Raw genomic sequence first — 20,559 nt, 5'->3', positions numbered from 1 at the left:
ACAGTAAAATGAACTGTTATTATATTGAACTTATATTTTAATATGGTATAATAAAATATATAAAAAACACAATTATATCATATAACAATCATATCATATTATAAATAATATGTCAAGTGTTTTTTTTGGATTTTAAGGGAGTGATGATTATGAATTTACCTGAAATATTTAATTCTATTAATGATATTCAAAAATCAAAGGGAACCACTGAACTTTTAAGGTTAAATGAACATCTTAAAGAGCGAAATCTTTTTCTTAAAGAGGAAGATGTAAGAGATATTATAGAAATGAGAAATATTACTTTAAAAGCACAGGGCAGATTGGAACTTAACATGAATATTTTAAAAAATATTGTAACAGAGCTTGCATATTCTCCTTATATAAATCAATACAATCTGATTGAAAGTATTAATGATGTATATGAAATATTCCATTATATAAAAAATCACACATCAGATTTTCTGGGAGATGAAGAAATATTTAAAGTCATAATGTTTCTTTTTAACAAGGTTTATAATGGTTCCACAGAACTTATGAAAGGAAAGGGTATTGAAAGAATTTTAAATAATTTTAGAAGCGGTAGGGAACTTATCAGTATAGAGGATGAGGATTAAGGGGGAAATAAGTATTGAAGACTTTGCCTAAGAGTATGGAATCAGGTGTTCTTTTAATTTTTAAAGAATTAATTATAAGATATACAAAAGGAAAAAGCAGTTCTGTAAAAGAGGATAATGCCTTTAATATCCTAAATTCTATATACTATTCCATAAATGCCTATATGCAGTGTTATGGAAAACAAGAGAGATGTTCTGATTTAATTTACGAAGAAGATGTTGATTTCATATACAAAAAAGGTGTTGAAATTGTTAAAAAATACACTGAAGAGTGCCGGAAGATTTATAAAAATATAAAAGAAAATAAACTTAATATTCCTCTAGAGGTTTATAATGACACAATAGATAATCTAGAGGATTTTTTTAATAATTATGATGAGGTCTTTGGCGCCTATGACATACCCTGCAGCATTGATTACCCACTTACATTTGACAATATGAGTTTAACAGGGATTTTCTATATAAAACAGTATATTGAAAAATTAAAAATGGAAACTGATTTTTGTGATTTTTTTAAACAATCTTCCATTAGAAAAATACTCAGAGATTATGGTAGAAAATATAGAATCGATATTATAAAGTCTCCAATTAATGTATTTCAGGTGCTTTTGGAGCAATCTATTTTTGTGCTTTTGTGTGGAAACAATGAAATTACTCTTGAAATTTCACCACATGACAGGGAAATGATAAAAAGAAGTTTATTTGAGAAAAATGGAGAGGAATTAAAAAGTATCTTAAAGGAAATCTTTAAAGGGATAATTGTTAAATTCAATATTAGAGATAAAAAGCTTATAGATTATATAAAAATGTATGAAAATCCATTTATAATACGATTTTTAAATACTTATAATAATGGAAATCTGTCAAATATGATCATTATAGAAAATGAAAAATCCAGAGAAGATAAAATTGTATTTACAAAAGGCAGCAAAATGAATGATTATGAGTTTACCTCTATTGTAGAGGAAGTAATGGAATGCAGGTACGTTAAGGATAAAATTAATATTATAGCTTTAAATTTAAAATCCTTTGAAGATTATATGGATCTGTTGGATTCTGAGTGTCTATTTGGCAGTGAATATATAGAAGTATTTAGCACGCTTAATGATATGTCCCTAGCTGTACTTGGCAAAACAGTGTTTTATGATGATTTAAACTGTAATTCTCTGAATTTATCCTATGAAGAATTAATTAAATATAGGGATAATATGGAATCAGAATGGCAAAATTATTTCATTGAATTCTTATTAAGTTTACCAGAGAAAAAGATAAAAAATGTGGAAAATATAATAGTTAAAATAGATTTAGAGGAAAATTTAATTTGAAAATGTATTGACAAAGGAGAAATAATTGCTAAAATAAAATTAGCACTCAAGTGTTTTGAGTGCTAACAGAAAATACTAAACACCTTTAAACAAGGTCATATGAAATTTATAAAAAGTATCTATGTAATAATGAGGTGTATTGAAAAATGCGATATTAGTTACATAGATTTTATGTGCTCTATATGTTATTAAAATTTCAGGTGATACATTTTACATATTAAAGAAAGGAAATGATAAAATGACTACAAAACAGTTTAAAGCAGAATCAAAGAGGCTGCTTGATTTGGTTATTAACTCTATCTATACCAATAAAGAGATATTTTTAAGGGAACTTATATCAAATGCCAGTGATGCAATTGATAAAAGTTATTACCGTTCCCTTGTTGATGAAAATGTTACTTTCAACAAAGAAGATTTTTATATCAGAATTACTGCAGATGAAAAAAATAGAACCCTTACAATCTTTGACACAGGCATAGGTATGACTGAAGAAGAACTGGAAAATAATCTGGGTACTATTGCAAAGAGCGGTTCCTTTGCCTTTAAAAATGAAAATGAGTTAAAAGAAGGGGTAGATATTATAGGTCAATTTGGAGTTGGCTTTTATTCTGCTTTTATGGTATCTGATTTAGTTACCGTAAAAAGCCGGGCACTTAATTCAGATAAGGCCTATAAGTGGGAATCAAAAGGAGTAGAAGGATATACCATTGAAAGCTGTGAAAAAGAAGAAGTGGGAACTGAAGTTATATTAAAAATCAAACAGGATACAGAAGATGAAAAGTATGGTGAATTTTTAGATGAATATAAAATAAGATCCTTAATAAAAAAATATTCTGATTTTATAAAATATCCTATTAAGATGATGGTAAAAAAGAGTAAGTTAAAAGAAGGTAGTGACAAGGATTATGAAGACTATTTTGAAGATGAAACTTTAAATAGTATGGTACCTATCTGGAGAAAAAATAAGAATGAATTAAAACCCGAGGATTATGAGCAATTTTATATGGATAAACACTTTGGCTATGAAAAACCTCTTAAAACAATTCATGCCAGTGTAGAAGGAATAACAAGTTATAATACTTTACTTTTTATCCCTGCAAGAGCGCCTTATGATTTTTATACAAAGGAATTTCAAAAGGGACTTGAGCTTTATTCAAATGGTGTGCTTATAATGGAAAAGTGTGCTGATTTATTGCCAGATTATTTTGGCTTTGTACAGGGACTTGTGGATTCTGCGGATCTTTCTCTTAATATTTCAAGAGAACTTTTACAGCACGACAGACAACTTAAATTTATTGCCAAAAAGATAAAAGAAAAGATTAAAAGTGAACTTTTACTTATGCTGAAAAATGACAGGGAAAAGTATAATGAGTTTTATAAAAATTTTGGCAGACAGCTCAAATATGGTGTGTATTCTGATTTTGGAATGAATAAAGATGTACTTAAAGAACTTATTATGTTCTATTCTTCCACAGAGAAAAAGCTTGTAAGTCTTGATGAATACATATCCCGTATGAAAGATGATCAGAAGTTCATATATTATGCATCAGGAGAGAGTGTAGAAAAAATTGATAAACTGCCTCAAACTGAACTAGTTAAAGATAAAGGTTTTGAAATATTATATTTTACTGATGATGTAGATGAATTTGCCATTAAAATGCTTGTAAAATACAACGAAAAGGAATTTAAATCCGTATCCAGCAAAGATTTGGGATTTGAATCAGACAATAAAGAAAGTGACAAGGAAACAGAAGATAATAAAGAATTATTTGATTTTATGAAGGAAGTTTTGAAGGATAAGGTAAAGGAAGTAAAGGCATCCAAACGTTTAAAGACCCATCCTGTTTGTCTTGCAAGCAGCGGAGAACTTTCTATTGAAATGGAAAAAGTACTTAATATGATGCCGGAAAATCAGAATATTAAAGCGGATAAAATTCTTGAGATAAATACAAACCATGAAATGTTTAATGCTGTTAAACAGGCATTTACAGAGGATAAGGACAAATTGAAAATGCTCTCCAATGTACTTTATAATCAGGCATTATTAATTGAGGGTCTTTCTGTAGATGATCCGGTACAGTTTGCAAATGATGTATGTTCTTTAATTAAATAGAGGTTATAAAAAGAGAATCTTAAAATATAGATTCTCTTTTTCAGTGAAATTTTTTATCTGTGAGGGAAAATAAGTAAAATTCTAAGAAATAAATATATTTGGGGGCTTGGGTACTGTGAAATAAAGAAATTCTTAAAAATAAAGAATATTTTATAGGTAATTGGAATAAAAATTTAAATAAATCCTTTAAGAGTGTTGTAAAAAATAAAATTTTATGAACTTTATTTTAGTCAAGGGGGTGTTTTGAAAACATGCATATTCCAGATAATTATTTAAGTCCATCAACCTGCGTGGTTATGGCAGTTGCTATGGTTCCGGTGTGGACTATATCAGTAAAAAAGGTAAAAAACGAAGTATCAAAGGTTAAAATGCCATTGCTTGGAATAGGAGCTTCATTTTCTTTTCTTATGATGATGTTTAATGTACCTCTGCCAGGAGGTACAACGGGACACGCTGTAGGTGGAACATTATTAGCTATTCTTTTAGGACCATTTTCAGCATGTATTTCTATTACTGTTGCTTTACTTATTCAGGCGTTATTTTTTGGAGACGGTGGAATATTGTCCTTTGGAGCTAACTGTTTTAATATGGCATTTATATTACCTTTCCTTGGATATTTTATCTATAAGTTTGTGAAAGATAGATCTAATTCGGAAAAGGGTGAATATATAGGAATAGTATTGGGATCATATTTAGGAATTAATTTTGCAGCTTTTGCAGCAGCAATAGAATTTGGTGTTCAACCTTTATTATTTAAAAATGCTGCTGGACAGCCATTATATAGTCCATATCCTTTGTGGGTATCAATTCCCGCAATGACTATCCCTCATCTTATTATTGCAGGTGTAGTTGAGGTCATATTTACGGTGGCCATATTTTCATTTATAAAGAAGGTTTCACCAGGTACCATATATGAAGGAGCAAAACAAAAGACAAAAGCTATCTATGGTTTAATTGTAGCACTAATTTGTTTGAGTCCTATAGGACTCCTAGCAACTGGAACAGCATGGGGTGAATGGGGACTTGATGAAATAAAGCTTGTAGCAGCTGGCGGAAAAACATTAGGCTATATTCCTGAAGGAATGAGAAATGGATTTAGTTTTAACGCTATTATACCAGATTATGCAATTAAAGGATTACCAGATGGAGCAGGGTATATTTTATCGGCAACTGCAGGAGTTGCAATTTCACTGATTCTATTTAAAATTATTAGTAGTTTAAAGAAAAATAAAACTAGGAATATTACTGGTTAGTAGTAAGGAGAAATGTTAGGTATGCCTGAATGGTTATTAAAGGACGAAAATTATATTCCTCAATTAGACAAGGATACTTTTATTACTAAAAGTATCCTGTCTCTGTTAGGTATCATTTCAATGATAAAAACTCAAAGTGAGTATAAACAAAATAAATTTAAGATAAATACAGATTTTAAAATTACATTTACATTTATGCTCATATTAATGATTTCAATTACAAATAATTTTACATTTATAATTATTATTAATATATATCTACTTGTAATTTTAAGTATTATGAAAAGTGAGGAAATCATAAAAATTTTTAAAATAAGTTTTATAATATGTATTTTTACTTTTGGTATACTTCTTCCGGCAGCATTTTGTGGTAATAGTTTTAGTAGTGTTATGATTACATCTAAGGTTTTTGCAACAGTAACAGCTGTGAATATACTTTCTTGCTCTGCAGGATGGGATTCCATAACCAGTACATTAAAAAGATTCTTTGTACCAAACGTTTTTATTTTTGTTATGGATATTACGATAAAATATATATTTATAATGGGTGAATTTTCGCTAAATATGATGTATTCTCTAAAGCTTAGATCAGTTGGTAAAAATAAATATAAATATATATCACTTTCGGGAATTATTGGCATAATGTTTATAAAGTCTAAAGAAATGGCTGAGGATATGTACTTTGCCATGGAATGTAGAGGTTTTACTGGAGAGTATTACATTACTAATAATAGACTTAAATTCTCTATTGTAGACTTTATATATATAATAATTAACTTTGGGATAATGATTATTTTTATATATGGAGAGGGTTTAAAATGATTGATATAACTAATGTGTATTATTCATATCCGGGTAATAATGCGTTAAAGGACATAAATATCCATATAAAAAAGGGTGAGAGTGTGGTATTGTTAGGAGCTAATGGCAGTGGCAAATCTACATTATTGAAGATAATTAATGGCATTATTTCACCTGATAGGGGGAGTTATAAATTTAATAATAAAGAAATAACAAATAAAAGACTTCAAAATATAAAGTTCACAAAACTGTTTCACCAGAAAATAGGTTTTGTATTTCAAAACCCAGACACTCAATTATTCTGTGCAGATGTTTATGATGAGATTGCATTTGGTCCAAGACAGATGGGTATGAATGATAATGATGTGAATAAAAGAGTTAATGATTGTTTGACCTTGTTAAATATCATTGATTTCAAGTACAGACAACCATACCACTTAAGTTATGGAGAAAAACGAAAAGTTTCCATTGCCTGCGTTCTGGCTTTAAATCCTGAAGTCCTTGTTTTAGATGAACCTATGAATGGCCTTGATCCAAAAATCCAAAGAGGGCTTACAAAGCTTTTAATTAAATTAAACAAAGCAGGAAAAACACTAATAACTTCAACACATAATTTAGAGTTAGTGCAGGAAATATCTAAAAGAGCTATAGTATTTGGAGAAGATCACCGTATTGCGGCTGATATACCAACAGATAAATTACTAATAAATATTGAACTCTTGAAAAAAGTAAATTTGATTTAAATGGATAAAAGAATAAATTAAAATAAATTGGAATATATTTTACTATTTAAATATATTATTATCACAGGAGCGATTTTACTTATGGAAAATGGAAATAACTGTCCAATGAATTTAGAAAAAGAACTTAGTGCAAAAAGGTTGGCTAAGGAAGCAATGTACTTAATTAAAAATAGACGGGTAAAAAAGTTGAATTCCATATGGCTCGAGGTTACAGGCTGTTCGGGAAACATTATTTCTTTTTTAAATAGTGTAAATCCAGGACTCAATTATATATTAAATGAATTAATTAATCTAACCTATAATAATACACTGATGACTTCAGAGGGAGAATTTGCTTTTAAAACTTTTTTAGATACTTTAAATACGGAATTTATATTACTAGTAGATGGAGCAGTATCTACTAAACAAAATGGTTTGTATAATATAATAGCCCATTATAGAGGAAAATCTATCACAGCTTTAGAAGCAGTAAAAATGGCAGGTAAAAAAGCTAAATATGTTTTAGCAGTAGGAACCTGTGCATCCCATGGGGGTATTTCTGCTGCAAAGCCTAATCCATCTTTGAGTAAAAGTGTATCTGATGTATTAAACGGTAAAGAAGTTATAAAATTACCCGGGTGTCCCTGTCACCCGGATTGGGTTGTGGGTACTATTGCACATTTAGCGGCCTTTGGGAAACCGGAATTAGATAGTGAAGGAAGGCCAATTTTATTTTATGGAGTGACTATTCATGACACATGTACAAGGAGAGGTTATTTTGACAGGGGAATTTTTGCAAAAAAATTTGGGGAAGAAGGATGCATGTTTAAGCTAGGATGCAGGGGGCCTGTAACTAAAACAGATTGTCCAAGAAGAAAATGGAATGCATATGTAAATTGGCCCATTGAAGATAACACTACATGTATTGGGTGTGCAAATTCAAGATTTCCAGATGGAATGGAACCTTTTGTGAGATATTAGGGGGAGTCTATGAAAAAAACTATTACAATTGATCCTATAACAAGAATTAGTGGTTTTTTAGAAACTAAAGTGGAAGTTGAACAAAATATAATTATTGATGCAGAAACTAGTGGGCTCCTATTTAGAGGTTTTGAAAAGATGCTAAAAAGTAGGCAGCCCTTAGATGCTATATATTTTACTGAAAGAATTTGCGGCATATGTTCTACGGCACATGCTATGGCTTCTACACTGGCACTAGAGGATGCGTTAAAAGTTAATGTAAGTGTAAATGATATGTATGTACGAGATTTAATGCATGGTTTTGAATTCATACAAAATCATTTGAGACAATTTTATAATTTGACTATGCCAAGTTATGTAAGGATGCCAGATATAAGTCCCTTATATTCAGAGCAATACAGCGATTACAGACTTTCAGAAGCTGAGAATAAAAAATTAAGTGATCACTATATTGAGAGCATAAAATACAGTAGATTAGCCCATGAAGGTTTAGCTGTGTTAGGTGGTAAAGCACCTCATTCCCATGGTATTTTTGTTGGCGGAGTTACGGTAAATATAGATTCATACAAGTTAGTAAAAGTTCAATCTATAATAGCTAAATTAAAAGAATTTATTAGTAATATTATGATGGAGGATATCAAAATAATTTCTAAATATTATTTTGATTATTTTAAAATGGGGAAAACGTATAATAATTTTATGAGTTATGGTGTTTTCGATCATTATGTTGATCCTGAAATAAGTTATGTAAAACCAGGTGTACTAATTAATGGAAAAAAGCAAAACTTTGATAGTAGTAAAATTACAGAAAACATACTTTACAGTTGGTATGTTAGTAATAAGCAGAATGAAAATCCAGTAGAAAACAATATTGATGAAATTGATCTAGATAAGAAAGAAGGTTACAGTTTTATAAAATCACCTAATTATGGTGGATATTCTATGGAAGTTGGGCCTTTGGCCAGATTAATACTTGCAGGTGAATATAATGGGGGTAGTTCGTGTATGGATAGAAATGTTGCAAGGGTGCTGGAAGCCAAAAAGATAATAAAAATTATGGAAGGTTTATCAAAACGAATCAAACTACTTCCCAATAATCAGAAGGTATATAGTATTCCAAATGAAAGTTTTGGTGCAGGGCTAATTGATACTACAAGAGGAGCGCTAGGACACTGGGTTAAGATAGAAAATAAACTTATAAAGTACTACAATATCATAACTCCAACAGTTTGGAATATGAGTCCTAAAGATAAAAATGGAAAATTTGGAATTGGAGAAAAAGCATTGGTTGGAACTAAAATAAGAAATATAAAAGAACCTATAGAAGTGGGAAGGATTTTAAGATCTTTTGATCCTTGTGTTTCTTGTGCAACCCATTTAATAAGCAATAAATGTGAACTTGCTTATTTAAAGGTGCTGGTATGAAAGTAAAAGTTATGGCAATCGGAAATATTTTAATGGAAGATGATGGCGTTGCCATTGTAGTTTTAGAAAAAATAACACAAAATCTTACGAAAAATAATATAGAAGTTATAATTGGAGAAACAGATTTTGAATACTGTATTTCTTTGATAGAAGAGGAGGATTTTATATTTTTTATAGATGCAGCCTACTATGGTAAAAATCCAGGAGAGTTAACAATAAATTCGCTGGCTAAATATCAGTATAGGAAAAAATATTGTACACAGCATAGTTACAATGTAATAGATTTAATAAAATCATATTATAAAACTGTTAATGGATATATTATAGGTATTGAAGTAGGCAAGGTTAGTTTCAAATTTGGTCTCAGCAAAGAGATTCAAGAAAATATTAATATAATTTCAAAGAATGTTTTTAAAGAAATCATATCTAGGTTACCCTGTGAAATTTAGGAGGATAGATAATTGGATTCTCATACTATTCAAAAGTTATATGGCATTAACAAAAGAATTAAGTACTATGCATTTTGTATGATTGCAGTAAGTTGTCCATATATTAAAAATTATTACGGTGGTCTAATAAAAAATGAAGCAGAAAAATTAAATGAATTAGTAAATACAGCCTTTAACAGCAGGAAATTTAGACAAAATAAAAGGCAATTTACTCTTGAGGAATTATCAAAATATAATGGTGCCAATGGAAGCCCTGCATATGCAGCTATTAATGGTGTGGTATATGATTTAAGTTTAGTTCCATCCTGGGGCGGAGGAACCCATTTTGGCCTATATGCAGGAAAAGACTTGACAAGTGAATTTAATGCATGTCATAAGGAAAATATAAAAATATTAGAAAATTTACCTAAAGTAGGGGTCATAAAAAAATAATTTGGGAGATGGTTTTTTATGCATGATACTATATTGTTAAGTAAAATATCACAGAGTTTAAATAAAATCTGTAGAGAGGGAAAAATTTCAAAGATAAATAAAATGTCTATTATTGTAAATAAAGATAGCCATATAAATAATAATAATCTAACTGAATATCTTCAAAACTATAATGAAAGTTTAATAGATATCTTCACAGAAATACGTATTGAAATTGAAAATTTACCAGAGCAAACTGCCATCATTAAGAATATAGAAGGTGACTCCACTGAATAATGATCAGAAAAATAGCTATAAAAAAAGGTATTTGGTAAATATATATGGTGTAGTACAGGGAGTTGGTTTTAGACCATTTATATATAATACAGCTAAGGAATATGAAATTTATGGTTGGGTAAATAATTCTAGTGGTTGTGTTACTATTGATATAACTGGAACTTTAGATAATATTAAAAAGTTTATACTTAAAGTAATTAAAAATCCTCCATCTCCAGTTATTATAAATTCAGTGAAATGTAGAACTCTGGAATATTTATATTATGATGGTTTTAATATTAGAGAAAGTTCTAATGAAATTGATACTGTAAAGTTTATGCTGCCGGATATAGGTACTTGTGAAGATTGTGCCCGGGACATAATGGACCATACAGGAAAGCGATATAGGTATGCTTTCACAAGTTGTACTAAGTGTGGTCCAAGATATTCCATAATAAAAGTATTGCCTTATGATAGAAAAAATACTACCATGGAGTCTTTTGGTATGTGTGGTAGTTGTGAAGATGAATATACTAATCCTCTGGATAGAAGATTTCATTCAGAAACTAATTGCTGCAGAAAATGTGGACCTTCATTAGTGCTTATAAATAGTAATAACCAAATTGAAAAATGTGGAGATGTAATTGATAAAACTATTGAACTTATAAAATCAGGAAAAATAGTTGCAATAAAAGGAATTGGCGGCTTTCATTTAGTATGTAATGGCAGAGATGAAAAGGCCATAAGTGAACTTAGAAATAGAAAAAAAAGGCCTAATAAACCATTGGCAATTATGATGAAAGAAATTCATACTGTAAAAAAATTCTGTAAATTAAATAAAAAAGAAGAACAGATTTTAACTAGCAGAAAAAAGCCAATTGTACTGTTGAAAAAAAAATTTAATATAGACCTTCCAGATAATATTGCACCAGGCCAAAGAAAGCTTGGTGTTATGCTTCCTTATACCCCTATGCATTACTTAATATTAGAAAAAGAATTAGATCTACTTATAATGACAAGTGGTAATATAAGCGGATCTCCAATTGAATATAAAAATAATAGTGCAGTTAAAAGTCTTAAAAATGTGGTCGATTATTTCTTAATGCATGATAGAGAAATTTACATTCCAATTGATGATCCTGTTGTTAAAGTATTTAATGGTGAGGAATGTGTTATAAGGAGTGGAAGGGGGTATGCTCCATCAACAGAAAATATTAAGGTTAGAGATAATATTATTGCTTTAGGTCCTGAAGAAAAAAACAGTATATCGCTTTCTAAAAATGGTTACGTATATACCAGTCAGTATATGGGTAATTTACAGAACTTTAATTGTTATAAAAATTATGAATATGTGTTGAATCATTTATGTGAATTGCTAGATATAAGTCCTAAAGTATGGGCAGAAGATATGCATCCATTTTATATTTCAAGCAAGTATGGAAATAGTAAAGACCGAAAAATAATAAAAGTACAACATCATTATGCCCATATGGCAAGCTGTATGGCAGAACATAATATTGAAGGTAAAGTTATTGGAGTTATATATGATGGAACAGGCTTTGGAATTGATGGAAATATATGGGGAGGGGAGTTTCTTATTGCATCGGGATATAATTTTAACAGGGTAGGACATTTTGAATATGTAAATATACAAGGGGGAGATACATCTATAAAACAGCCCTGGAGATGTGCTGTAAGCTACTTATATTTTTTTGGATATTCTATAAATGAATTTATAGGTGGCGTAGATAGGGATAAATTAGATGTAATTGTTAAAGCTTTAAAAACATCACTAAATTGTTATAAGTCTTCTAGTGTTGGACGGTTTTTTGATTGTATTTCAGCGTTGATAGGTCTTATGACTTCAGTTACATATAATGGGGAAGCTGCTATAGCTCTGGAAAATATAATTGATGAGAATGTACATGAATGTTATAACTATAAAATAAGAAATGAGGACAACGTTTTTTTAATAGGAATTAAAGATATTATTTATGGAGTACTGGTTGATATAAATAATAAAGTTAAAAAAAGTACAATATCTTCTAAATTTCATAATACAATTTCAAAACTCACCTGTGATTTAGTATTTAAGTTATCAAAACTATATAAAATATATAAAGTGGTTTTAAGTGGAGGAGTGTTTGAAAATGAACATTTACTTAAATCCATTTACAATGAACTTAAAAAAGCAGGATTAGAAGTTTTTTTTAATTCTAAAACACCTATAAATGATGGTGGAATTTCATTTGGACAAATTGTAATTGCAGATGAAATTATAAAGAAAGAGGGGACGTAAAATGTGTCTTGCGGTTCCAGGCATAATAAAATCTATTCATGGAAATTTAGCTAAAGTGGATATTATGGGGATAGAAAAAAATGTGGACATCGAACTTATAGAAAATCCTAAAATAAAAGATTATATTCTAATACATGCAGGCTTTGGAATAGAGAAGATCGATAGGGGATATTTTGATTATTTGCAAAAAATATTTGAAATGGAAATACAAAATGAATAAAAATAATATTATAATTAATTTAATTGATAAAATTAAAAATAGTGGTATAGAACGCTTTAACATAATGGAGATATGTGGTACACATACTCAAAGTATAGCAAAAATGGGTATAAGAGAAGTGCTTTATCCTGATGTAAATTTAGTATCGGGACCAGGGTGCCCGGTTTGTGTCACACCGGAAGGGTATATAGATGCAGCTATCAAACTTTTAGAAAGAGAAAATATTATATTAGCAACTTTTGGAGATTTGATGAAAGTTAGGGGAACAGAAGAAAATTTAATAAAACAAAGAGAAAAAGGGAAAAAAATTAATATAGTATATTCTCCTTTAGATGCACTTAAAATTGCAGAGAAAAATAAAAACTTTGAGGTAGTTTTCCTGGCAGTTGGTTTTGAAACTACCGCTCCATTAATTGGACTCACTGTAAAAAGGGCAAAAGAAAATAATATTAATAATTTTTCTATTTTGAGTAGTTTAAAGGTTATAAAGCCAGTTTTACACAAAATATTAAGCGATAGAAATTGTAAAATTCAAGGAATTATATGTCCAGGGCATGTGGCAGTTATAACAGGTGCTGATTATTTTAAATTTATTAAGGAAAATTATAATATTGCCTCTGTAGTATCTGGTTTTGAGAGTTTAGATATTATATCTTCAATATATTTTTTAATCAAACAAAATAATAGATTGGAAAAAAAGTTTAAAAATTTATATAGAACTTGTGTAACACCAAATGGAAATTTACTTGCCATGGGAATTATTAAAGAATGTTTTTTTAAAAGTGAATGTATATGGAGAGGCATTGGTAGAATTGAAAAGTCTGGTTTGTATTTAAATAGAAAATATGAAGAATTTGATGCTTTAAATAAATTTGAATTGGTAATAGAAGAAAAAAATAAAAATAATTGTGTATGTGGTGAAATTATATTAGGAAAGAAAGTTCCCTATGATTGCAGTTTTTTTGGCAGAGAATGTATTCCAGAATCTCCTATTGGACCCTGTATGGTGTCTTCAGAAGGTTCCTGTTCTATTTATTATAAATATGGAGGTAAGAGATGATGGGGGAAACTATTAAATTAGTTCATGGTGATGGTGGAAAATATACTGGCGAATTGATCCAAAATATTTTTTATAAATATTTTAAGAACAGTATTTTAGATACTGGAATAGACTCAGCTGTATTTTCTATAAGTCAGGGTAAAATGGCATTTACTACAGATTCTTTTGTTGTAAAACCTCTATTTTTTTCAGGAGGGAATATTGGTAAGCTTGCAGTTTGTGGTACTGTAAATGATTTAGCCGTATCAGGGGCAAAACCTTTATATTTAAGTACAGGATTTATAATAGAAGAAGGTTTTTCAATTGAAAGCCTTGATTTAATAGTTAAAGAAATGGCCCTTCAATGTGAATACTCAAATGTTAAGATTGTAACTGGAGATACTAAAGTTGTTGAAAAAGGATGTGTAGATGGATTATTTATAAATACTTCTGGGGTAGGTATTATTGAAAATAATTATAAAATGAAGAATATTGAAGCTGGTGATAAGATAATTGTAAGTGGGAATATAGGAGAACATGGTACTACTATAGCCCTTGAAAGGTATAATATAGATATAAAAAGCAATATTAGAAGTGATTGTGCACCGGTTTATGAAATTATAAGCATATTAAAAAAATACTATCCTTTCATAAAAATAATGAAAGACCCTACAAGAGGAGGCCTTAGTACAATATTAAATGAAATTTCAAATAGAGCCGGTTTAAGTGTAAAGCTTATGGAAGAAAGTATACCTATTGAAAGAGAGGTATATGCTGTAAATGAAATGTTAGGATTGGATCCGTTGTACATGGCTTGTGAAGGAAGAATTGTACTTGTAGTTAAAGGTGAAATGGCTGAGGAAATATTAAATAAACTTCATAATTTAGAACAGTGTGGTAATGCAAGTATTATAGGGAATTTTACTGAGGATCTAGAGCATATGGTATACATGGAAAATTCTTTTGGAGGCACAAGAATTTTAAATATTTTAGATGGAGAAATGCTGCCAAGGATATGCTAAAGTAGTTACTATTCTTATAGGAACGATTCGTTTGCATAAATATACAATATTCAATATAAGCAGGTGAAGCATTTCAGGGGCTTAAAAGATACGAACACAGATGGCCAATAGAAATATTTTTTAGACAAACTAAAAAATATCTTGGCCTGAATCATTATCAAGTTAGAAGTAATCGTAGTATAAACAGATACTTCTTACTGCTAATGTTGACTTACGTTTACTGTGAATTAGAAGTGAACAATGTAAATTAAATTTTAGCATTATTGAAATTAGAAATCTGGGATAAAAGCATTCCTGACAGCATTAAAAAACAGCCCATATATTCTCTGAATTGTAAATGTTCATTTAAAATTAGCATGCCTCCAAGAGTGGCAAAAACTGATTCCATGCTCAGTATTATTGCTGCATGGGAAGGCCTAGCATGCTTTTGTCCTACTATTTGCAGAGTATAGGCTATTCCTACGGAAAATATTCCACCATAGAGTATAGGTATAAGGGCACTATATACACTGGTAATAGTTGTCTTTTCAAAAATCAGCGATGCTGTTATGCTGAGTATGGAACAGGTTAGAGTTTGTACAAAAGATAACTTTAATGCATCTATTTTTTTGATAAAGTAGTCAATAAGCAATATGTGCGATGCCCAAAAAAATGCACCTATAATTTCTAATAAATCCCCCCGACCTATGGAAAAATTCTCATTTATACTTAAAAAGTACAGACCAAAGGCAGTTATAATTACACTGATCCAGATAGTTAAAGGTATATTTTTCTTAAAAAAAATACCTATAATAGGTACAAATACTATGTACAATCCCGTTATAAAGGCGGCTTTTCCTGCAGAGGTGTAATTTAGACCTATCTGTTGAAGAGAGGCTCCAAAAAAGAGTACACATCCTGTTATTATTCCTGCAATTATAAAATTGTATTTTTTATGACAGTTGTTTGTAGTTTTATTTTCAGTCTTATTAAAATATAATAGAAGGGGAATTAAAGAAATGCCTCCTAGTGCAAATCTAATTCCATTAAAGGCAAAGGGGCCTATATATTCTGCACCCACCTTTTGGGCTACGAAAGCCAGTCCCCATATGGCTGCTGTTATTAAAAGAAGCATATTGGATTTTAATTCTTGCTTTTTCATTTATGTTTCACCTGCCTGATTAAAAGTATTCTATATTTAAGCAATATTGTGTTTTTTGACTAACGTTATAATGATATCACAACAATTCGTTTAAGTGCAATACATACTGTTTTTAATTGAAGCTGGTATTAATTTTACAAATATTTAAAGAGGTATAAAAGTGAGTATAAATTTAATTGAAATAAAAAAAGAGATGGATAGAATTTTTGATTTACAGGTAAGTAATAAATGGAAATTAAGAAGAAGTAGTTATAGGGATAGAATTAAAAAATTGAAAATGCTAAAAAGATATATAATAAATCATATAGATGAGATTGGAAAAGCACTTTATGATGATTTTAAAAAACCAGAAGAAGAAGTACTTCTAACAGAAATTTATCCTGTTCTATGGGAGATTGGATGTGCTATAAAAAATTTACATAAATGGATGAAGGATAAAAAAGTAAAAACACCTATTGTATATTTTGGAGCTGTATGTAAAATAAAGTATGAATCAAAAGGAGTTTCTCTTATAATTTCTCCCTGGAACTTTCCCTTTCAACTGGCAATATCTCCACTTGTCTCTGCTATTGCAGCAGGAAATTGTGTAATATTAAAGCCCTCAGAGTATACACCTTTTACAGGGAAATGTATAGAAAAAATGGTTTCCTCTATATTTGAAGAGGATGAAGTAGCTGCATTTCAAGGAGACTATAGAATTTCTAAAATGCTTCTGGAAAAGCCTTTTGAAAATATATTTTTTACTGGAAGTCCTGCTGTAGGAAAGATAGTTATGGAAGTTGCAGCCAGGAACCTTGCCACTGTTACCTTGGAACTTGGAGGAAAATCTCCCGTGATAATTCATCCCTCTGCTAATTTGGATGAAGCTGCTAGGAGGATAGCCTGGGGCAAGTGCTTAAATGCAGGTCAAATATGTGTAGCTCCTGATTATTTGCTGATTCCACAAAATAAAGAAGAAGCATTTATTGAACTTGTGGTTAAATATATTATTCAGTATTATGGTGCTTTAAAAAAAGATATGGATAATTTAAAATATTCCAGAATAATTACAAAGGAACATTTTTTAAGAATAAAAGAACTTCTAGAAGAGGCTGTAAGTAAAGGGGCAAAAGTAAGATGTGGAGGATATTTTAATGAATGTGATAATTTTATATATCCCACCATAATTACTGATGTAGATTTAAGTTCTAAAATATTAGAAGAAGAAATATTTGGACCAATACTTCCAATCATACCTTATAGATCTATAGATAAAGCCCTAGAGTATATAAAATCCAAACCTAAACCTTTGGTTATTTATATATTTGGAAGGGATAAAAAAGCAATAAATTATTTATTAGATAACACCGAATCAGGAGATGCAGTGATAAATGATGTGGTGGTACATGCTGCCAATATCAATTTGCCTTTTGGAGGATTTAACAATAGTGGTATTGGAAAATCCCATGGATATCACGGCTTTATGGCATTTACCCATGAACGCTCCTATATGAAACAGGGTAAAATAGCCCCTCTTTCAATAGCATATCCTCCTTTCCACGTTAAAACAAAAAAAATTATCAAAGCATTTATCAAATATTTCTAAGGAATAATATACAAATACTCTTATAATTTTAGAAAAAAGTATACTATAAAGGAAAAATTTGATTTACAATAGATATTAAGACAGCTGTTTTTTAGTATATCTAAACAAGGCAGGGGGTATTTCTGTGAAAAGTATAAAAAATATATCTGCTATAGGGATGGGAGCCATTGGATGTGCATATAATAGTAAGTTATATGACATGAATCCAGAAGGTATAAGGATTATAGCAGGAGGAGAAAGGGCAGACAGATATAAAAGCAAGGGTTTTATAATTAATGGCAAAAAATATAATTTTACGTGCATATCTCCACAGGAAAAATGTGAGCCAGCAGATTTAATTATTGTTTCAGTAAAAGCAAATCAATTGGAACAGGCCGTTATAGATATAAAGAATCAAGTAGGAAAAGATACAATCATTATTTCTCTCATGAATGGTATTACCAGTGAAGAAATTATAGGAAAGAAGTATGGCACAGATAAGATGCTGTATTCACTGTGTATTGCCATTGATGCCAATCGAAAAGAAAATAATATTCATTTTTCAAGCTATGGTAGTATAGTTTTTGGAGAAAAACAAAATATAAAGCATAGTGAAAAGGTACAAGCTGTTGAAGAAGTTTTTGTTAAAGCGGGTATTTCCTATGAAATCCCTGAGAATATGATGCGTTCATTATGGTGGAAATTTATGATAAATGTGGGCATAAATCAGACATCAGCGGTAATCAAGGGTAATTATGGCATATTTCAAAGGGTAAAGGAAGCCAGAGAACTTATGGAATCTGCCATGTGGGAGGTAGTAAAATTATCTGAAAAAGTAGGAATTAACTTGAATAAAGGGGATATTGACAAATGGTATGAAATATTGGATACTATGAATCCAAACAGCAAGACTTCAATGTTTGAGGATATTACATATGGAAGAAAAACTGAAGTGGATATGTTTGCAGGAACCGTTTGCAAATTAGGAGAAAAATATGGTATAGATACTCCTGTGAACAAAACGCTCCTGAGAATAATAAAGGTAGTGGAAAATAATAAAAATTAGAAAGTTGGTGCAAAAATGAAAAAAACTAGAATAGTTGTTGTAGATGATTCTCCATTTTCAATTGCAATGCTTAGAGATATGCTTGCTGAAAATGGTTTTGAGGTTGTGGGAGAGGCAACTTCACTGGAGGAAACAATTGAAGTGGTAAGTGAGCTTAAACCGGATATTGTAACTATGGATATGACTATGCCTGGAACAGACGGTATTGAATGTACCAAGGCAATTCATAACATAGATCCTAATATAAATGTTGTAATAGTAAGTTCTATGATGGATGATGAAATAGTAAAAAAAGCAAGAAAAAATCATGCTTCTGGATATATACAGAAACCTGCGGATCCAGAGGAGCTTTCTTTGTTGATAAATAGAATAATGGCAGATGAAGAACTTTTTAAAGAATTGGAAGCTATATATTACAAAGTGTATAAAGAGGCTTTTATGAATATATTCAATAAATTGGTAAAATGTATTCCTGAATTTGAAAAAGAGGACAAATCAAATGTAGAGCATGTATCTAAGGGAATATCTATTGTTATGGGCATTATAGGAAAATATTCTGGCAGAATGCTGCTGGATATGTCCTATGATACTGCAGAGAGTTTTTCTACATTTATGTTAAAGAGAAAACCTAAAAGTTCAGAGGAAATGTTAAATATTATGGGGGAATTATCTAATATGATAGCAGGAAATGCATCTTCTGTAATGAATAGAACCAATAAATTAATGGGGCTGAGAGTAGCACCTCCGACCATATTTTATGGAAATTCTATAAATATATCTAAAGCGGAACTAGATACTACCACCTCATCCACAGCTAAAACAAACTTTGGAGATATTTACATAAATATAGGTTTTCAAAGGAGGTCAGGAGAATGGATGTCAGGTATATAAACCCATTTATAGATTCATTTATAGACATAATGCCTCAACTTGGCATAGGTAATATAAAAAAGGGTAAACTTAGTATAAAGAACAAGACCATAGACAGCATCGGCGTTTTAATCATAATTGGAATCGTGGGAGATCTGAAAGGGAATATTATATATGGAGCTACCATGGAAAGTGCAAAAAACATTGCTTCTAAGATGATGATGGGAATGCCTGTGGAAGAGTTAAATGAAATGGCTCAAAGTGCCCTTTCAGAGATGACTAATATGGTAACTGCAAAAGCCTGTACCTTATTTTCGGAAGAAGGTGTTAATGTAGAGATATCCACACCTACTTTAATGTACGGTAAATTTAAAGCTACCGCCGGCAATGATAAGGTATTATGTGTTCAATTATTGGTAGATAATCTCCCCTTTGAAATCAATATATCCATAGAAAAAAATAATTAGATCAATAGATTTAAAATATCCTGTTGTAAAAATCAACAGGATATTTTAAATTCGTATAGAAGTAAATATTAAATCTAAATAATTTTTACTATAGTACCCATTGAAACTATATTGAATAGTTCAATTACATCTTTATTATACATTCTTATACAGCCATTAGAGACAGCCTTACCTATGGAAGCAGGATTATTTGTACCATGTATGCCTATACCGTTTGCACTTAATCCCATCCACCGGACACCATAGGGTCCACCGGGATTTATCTGTTTATTTATTATTCTGAAGATTCCTGAAGGGGTAGGTGTTCTGCTTTTGCCAATGGCTACAGGATATGTTCTGTATATCTTCCCATTTCTATATAAAGTAAGCTTTTTTGTATTCCTGTTGATTGTTATGCTATATGAAGGAGCAGGACTGCGGAAAAAAAAATAATTTGCATAGGGGCATAAATACATATGATTCTCCTAAACATTATTTATTTATATAATATGTGAGAATAGA

Annotated in this window: 21 protein-coding genes and 1 pseudogene; 20 read left to right on the top strand and 2 right to left on the bottom strand. The window is 30.1% G+C overall.

Features of this window, described 5'->3' with window-relative positions:
• The first annotated feature begins 149 nt into the window (after positions 1-149).
• The 16 genes and pseudogenes from V7Q02_RS09275 to V7Q02_RS09200 form a co-directional block, all read left to right on the top strand.
• Positions 150-614 carry a DUF6323 family protein gene (locus tag V7Q02_RS09275; protein ID WP_333860728.1) on the top strand — a complete coding sequence of 155 codons (465 nt, stop codon included), beginning with the start codon at positions 150-152 and terminating at the stop codon, positions 612-614.
• 14 nt (positions 615-628) lie between these two features.
• The gene (locus V7Q02_RS09270) at positions 629-1,939 is read left to right on the top strand and encodes a DUF6179 domain-containing protein (protein ID WP_333860727.1); all 1,311 of its coding nucleotides are present in this window, start codon (positions 629-631) and stop codon (positions 1,937-1,939) included.
• A gap of 238 nt (positions 1,940-2,177) precedes the next feature.
• Positions 2,178-4,052, top strand: coding sequence for a molecular chaperone HtpG (gene htpG, locus V7Q02_RS09265; protein WP_333860726.1), 1,875 nt, complete (start codon positions 2,178-2,180; stop codon positions 4,050-4,052).
• Positions 4,053-4,303: 251 nt separating this feature from the next.
• On the top strand, positions 4,304-5,305 hold the full coding sequence (gene cbiM, locus V7Q02_RS09260; protein ID WP_333860725.1) for a cobalt transporter CbiM: 1,002 nt from the start codon (positions 4,304-4,306) through the stop codon (positions 5,303-5,305).
• Positions 5,306-5,326: 21 nt separating this feature from the next.
• Positions 5,327-6,127 (top strand): energy-coupling factor transporter transmembrane component T family protein, encoded by an 801-nt coding sequence (locus tag V7Q02_RS09255; RefSeq protein WP_333860724.1) that lies wholly within the window; start codon positions 5,327-5,329, stop codon positions 6,125-6,127.
• A complete protein-coding gene (locus tag V7Q02_RS09250) occupies positions 6,124-6,849 on the top strand; it encodes an energy-coupling factor ABC transporter ATP-binding protein (RefSeq protein ID WP_333860723.1) in 726 nt (241 codons plus the stop codon). The genes V7Q02_RS09255 and V7Q02_RS09250 overlap by 4 nt, the downstream gene beginning before the upstream one ends.
• Before the next feature lie 81 nt (positions 6,850-6,930).
• A complete protein-coding gene (locus tag V7Q02_RS09245; protein WP_333860722.1) occupies positions 6,931-7,809 on the top strand; it encodes a hydrogenase small subunit in 879 nt (292 codons plus the stop codon).
• A gap of 9 nt (positions 7,810-7,818) precedes the next feature.
• Positions 7,819-9,234 carry a nickel-dependent hydrogenase large subunit gene (locus V7Q02_RS09240; RefSeq protein ID WP_333860721.1) on the top strand — a complete coding sequence of 472 codons (1,416 nt, stop codon included), beginning with the start codon at positions 7,819-7,821 and terminating at the stop codon, positions 9,232-9,234.
• Positions 9,231-9,683: a hydrogenase maturation protease gene (locus V7Q02_RS09235; RefSeq protein WP_333860720.1), complete on the top strand. Its 453-nt coding sequence runs from the start codon at positions 9,231-9,233 to the stop codon at positions 9,681-9,683. Before V7Q02_RS09240 ends, V7Q02_RS09235 begins: the two co-directional genes overlap by 4 nt.
• A 12-nt stretch (positions 9,684-9,695) precedes the next feature.
• On the top strand, positions 9,696-10,115 hold the full coding sequence (locus V7Q02_RS09230; protein WP_333860719.1) for a cytochrome b5 domain-containing protein: 420 nt from the start codon (positions 9,696-9,698) through the stop codon (positions 10,113-10,115).
• A gap of 18 nt (positions 10,116-10,133) precedes the next feature.
• Entirely contained in the window at positions 10,134-10,391 is a 258-nt protein-coding gene (locus tag V7Q02_RS09225; protein WP_333860718.1) for a hypothetical protein, read from the top strand.
• Between the two features lie 31 nt (positions 10,392-10,422).
• Positions 10,423-12,669, top strand: coding sequence for a carbamoyltransferase HypF (hypF, locus tag V7Q02_RS09220; RefSeq protein ID WP_333860717.1), 2,247 nt, complete (start codon positions 10,423-10,425; stop codon positions 12,667-12,669).
• A 1-nt stretch (position 12,670) separates the two neighbouring features.
• A complete protein-coding gene (locus tag V7Q02_RS09215; protein ID WP_333860716.1) occupies positions 12,671-12,889 on the top strand; it encodes a HypC/HybG/HupF family hydrogenase formation chaperone in 219 nt (72 codons plus the stop codon).
• The gene (gene hypD / locus V7Q02_RS09210; protein ID WP_333860715.1) at positions 12,882-13,949 is read left to right on the top strand and encodes a hydrogenase formation protein HypD; all 1,068 of its coding nucleotides are present in this window, start codon (positions 12,882-12,884) and stop codon (positions 13,947-13,949) included. The genes V7Q02_RS09215 and hypD overlap by 8 nt, the downstream gene beginning before the upstream one ends.
• Positions 13,949-14,950, top strand: coding sequence for a hydrogenase expression/formation protein HypE (gene hypE / locus V7Q02_RS09205; protein WP_333860744.1), 1,002 nt, complete (start codon positions 13,949-13,951; stop codon positions 14,948-14,950). The genes hypD and hypE overlap by 1 nt, the downstream gene beginning before the upstream one ends.
• Positions 14,951-15,030: 80 nt before the next feature.
• A pseudogene (locus V7Q02_RS09200) lies at positions 15,031-15,180 on the top strand (transposase); the annotation flags it as partial.
• Between the two features lie 17 nt (positions 15,181-15,197).
• Here the strand turns inward: V7Q02_RS09200 and V7Q02_RS09195 are convergent.
• A complete protein-coding gene (locus V7Q02_RS09195) occupies positions 15,198-16,091 on the bottom strand; it encodes a DMT family transporter (RefSeq protein WP_333860714.1) in 894 nt (297 codons plus the stop codon).
• A 160-nt stretch (positions 16,092-16,251) separates the two neighbouring features.
• Here V7Q02_RS09195 and V7Q02_RS09190 point away from each other — a divergent pair, with 160 nt between their 5' ends.
• From V7Q02_RS09190 to V7Q02_RS09175, 4 genes are all read left to right on the top strand, one after another.
• Positions 16,252-17,676: an aldehyde dehydrogenase family protein gene (locus tag V7Q02_RS09190; protein WP_333860713.1), complete on the top strand. Its 1,425-nt coding sequence runs from the start codon at positions 16,252-16,254 to the stop codon at positions 17,674-17,676.
• A 124-nt stretch (positions 17,677-17,800) separates the two neighbouring features.
• Positions 17,801-18,721, top strand: a complete 921-nt coding sequence (locus V7Q02_RS09185) for a ketopantoate reductase family protein (RefSeq protein WP_333860712.1) — start codon at positions 17,801-17,803, stop codon at positions 18,719-18,721.
• 15 nt (positions 18,722-18,736) lie between these two features.
• Positions 18,737-19,612 (top strand): response regulator, encoded by an 876-nt coding sequence (locus V7Q02_RS09180; RefSeq protein WP_333860711.1) that lies wholly within the window; start codon positions 18,737-18,739, stop codon positions 19,610-19,612.
• Positions 19,594-20,058, top strand: a complete 465-nt coding sequence (locus V7Q02_RS09175; RefSeq protein WP_333860710.1) for a chemotaxis protein CheX — start codon at positions 19,594-19,596, stop codon at positions 20,056-20,058. Before V7Q02_RS09180 ends, V7Q02_RS09175 begins: the two co-directional genes overlap by 19 nt.
• A gap of 74 nt (positions 20,059-20,132) precedes the next feature.
• On the opposite strand, the gene V7Q02_RS09170 is transcribed toward V7Q02_RS09175, so the two are convergent.
• Positions 20,133-20,513: a L,D-transpeptidase gene (locus V7Q02_RS09170; RefSeq protein ID WP_333860709.1), complete on the bottom strand. Its 381-nt coding sequence runs from the start codon at positions 20,511-20,513 to the stop codon at positions 20,133-20,135.
• Positions 20,514-20,559 lie beyond the last annotated feature (46 nt).

The sequence above is a fragment of the Clostridium sp. genome (assembly GCF_036781005.1).
In the GTDB taxonomy this organism is placed as follows: Bacteria; Bacillota; Clostridia; order Clostridiales; family Clostridiaceae; genus Clostridium_B.
The sequence above is the reverse complement of the archived record's forward strand: the minus strand, read 5'-3'. Positions and strand labels throughout refer to the sequence as shown.

Excerpts from the sequence above, each read along its gene's own strand:
- V7Q02_RS09275 (WP_333860728.1), top strand. The coding sequence starts at position 150 with ATGAATTTACCTGAAATATTTAATTCTATTAATGATATTCAAAAATCA.
- htpG (WP_333860726.1), top strand. The coding sequence starts at position 2,178 with ATGACTACAAAACAGTTTAAAGCAGAATCAAAGAGGCTGCTTGATTTG.
- cbiM (WP_333860725.1), top strand. The coding sequence starts at position 4,304 with ATGCATATTCCAGATAATTATTTAAGTCCATCAACCTGCGTGGTTATG.
- V7Q02_RS09255 (WP_333860724.1), top strand. The coding sequence starts at position 5,327 with ATGCCTGAATGGTTATTAAAGGACGAAAATTATATTCCTCAATTAGAC.
- V7Q02_RS09250 (WP_333860723.1), top strand. The coding sequence starts at position 6,124 with ATGATTGATATAACTAATGTGTATTATTCATATCCGGGTAATAATGCG.
- V7Q02_RS09245 (WP_333860722.1), top strand. The coding sequence starts at position 6,931 with ATGGAAAATGGAAATAACTGTCCAATGAATTTAGAAAAAGAACTTAGT.
- V7Q02_RS09240 (WP_333860721.1), top strand. The coding sequence starts at position 7,819 with ATGAAAAAAACTATTACAATTGATCCTATAACAAGAATTAGTGGTTTT.
- V7Q02_RS09235 (WP_333860720.1), top strand. The coding sequence starts at position 9,231 with ATGAAAGTAAAAGTTATGGCAATCGGAAATATTTTAATGGAAGATGAT.
- V7Q02_RS09225 (WP_333860718.1), top strand. The coding sequence starts at position 10,134 with ATGCATGATACTATATTGTTAAGTAAAATATCACAGAGTTTAAATAAA.
- V7Q02_RS09215 (WP_333860716.1), top strand. The coding sequence starts at position 12,671 with ATGTGTCTTGCGGTTCCAGGCATAATAAAATCTATTCATGGAAATTTA.
- hypD (WP_333860715.1), top strand. The coding sequence starts at position 12,882 with ATGAATAAAAATAATATTATAATTAATTTAATTGATAAAATTAAAAAT.
- hypE (WP_333860744.1), top strand. The coding sequence starts at position 13,949 with ATGGGGGAAACTATTAAATTAGTTCATGGTGATGGTGGAAAATATACT.
- V7Q02_RS09195 (WP_333860714.1), bottom strand. The coding sequence starts at position 16,091 with ATGAAAAAGCAAGAATTAAAATCCAATATGCTTCTTTTAATAACAGCA.
- V7Q02_RS09180 (WP_333860711.1), top strand. The coding sequence starts at position 18,737 with ATGAAAAAAACTAGAATAGTTGTTGTAGATGATTCTCCATTTTCAATT.
- V7Q02_RS09175 (WP_333860710.1), top strand. The coding sequence starts at position 19,594 with ATGGATGTCAGGTATATAAACCCATTTATAGATTCATTTATAGACATA.
- V7Q02_RS09170 (WP_333860709.1), bottom strand. The coding sequence starts at position 20,513 with ATGTATTTATGCCCCTATGCAAATTATTTTTTTTTCCGCAGTCCTGCT.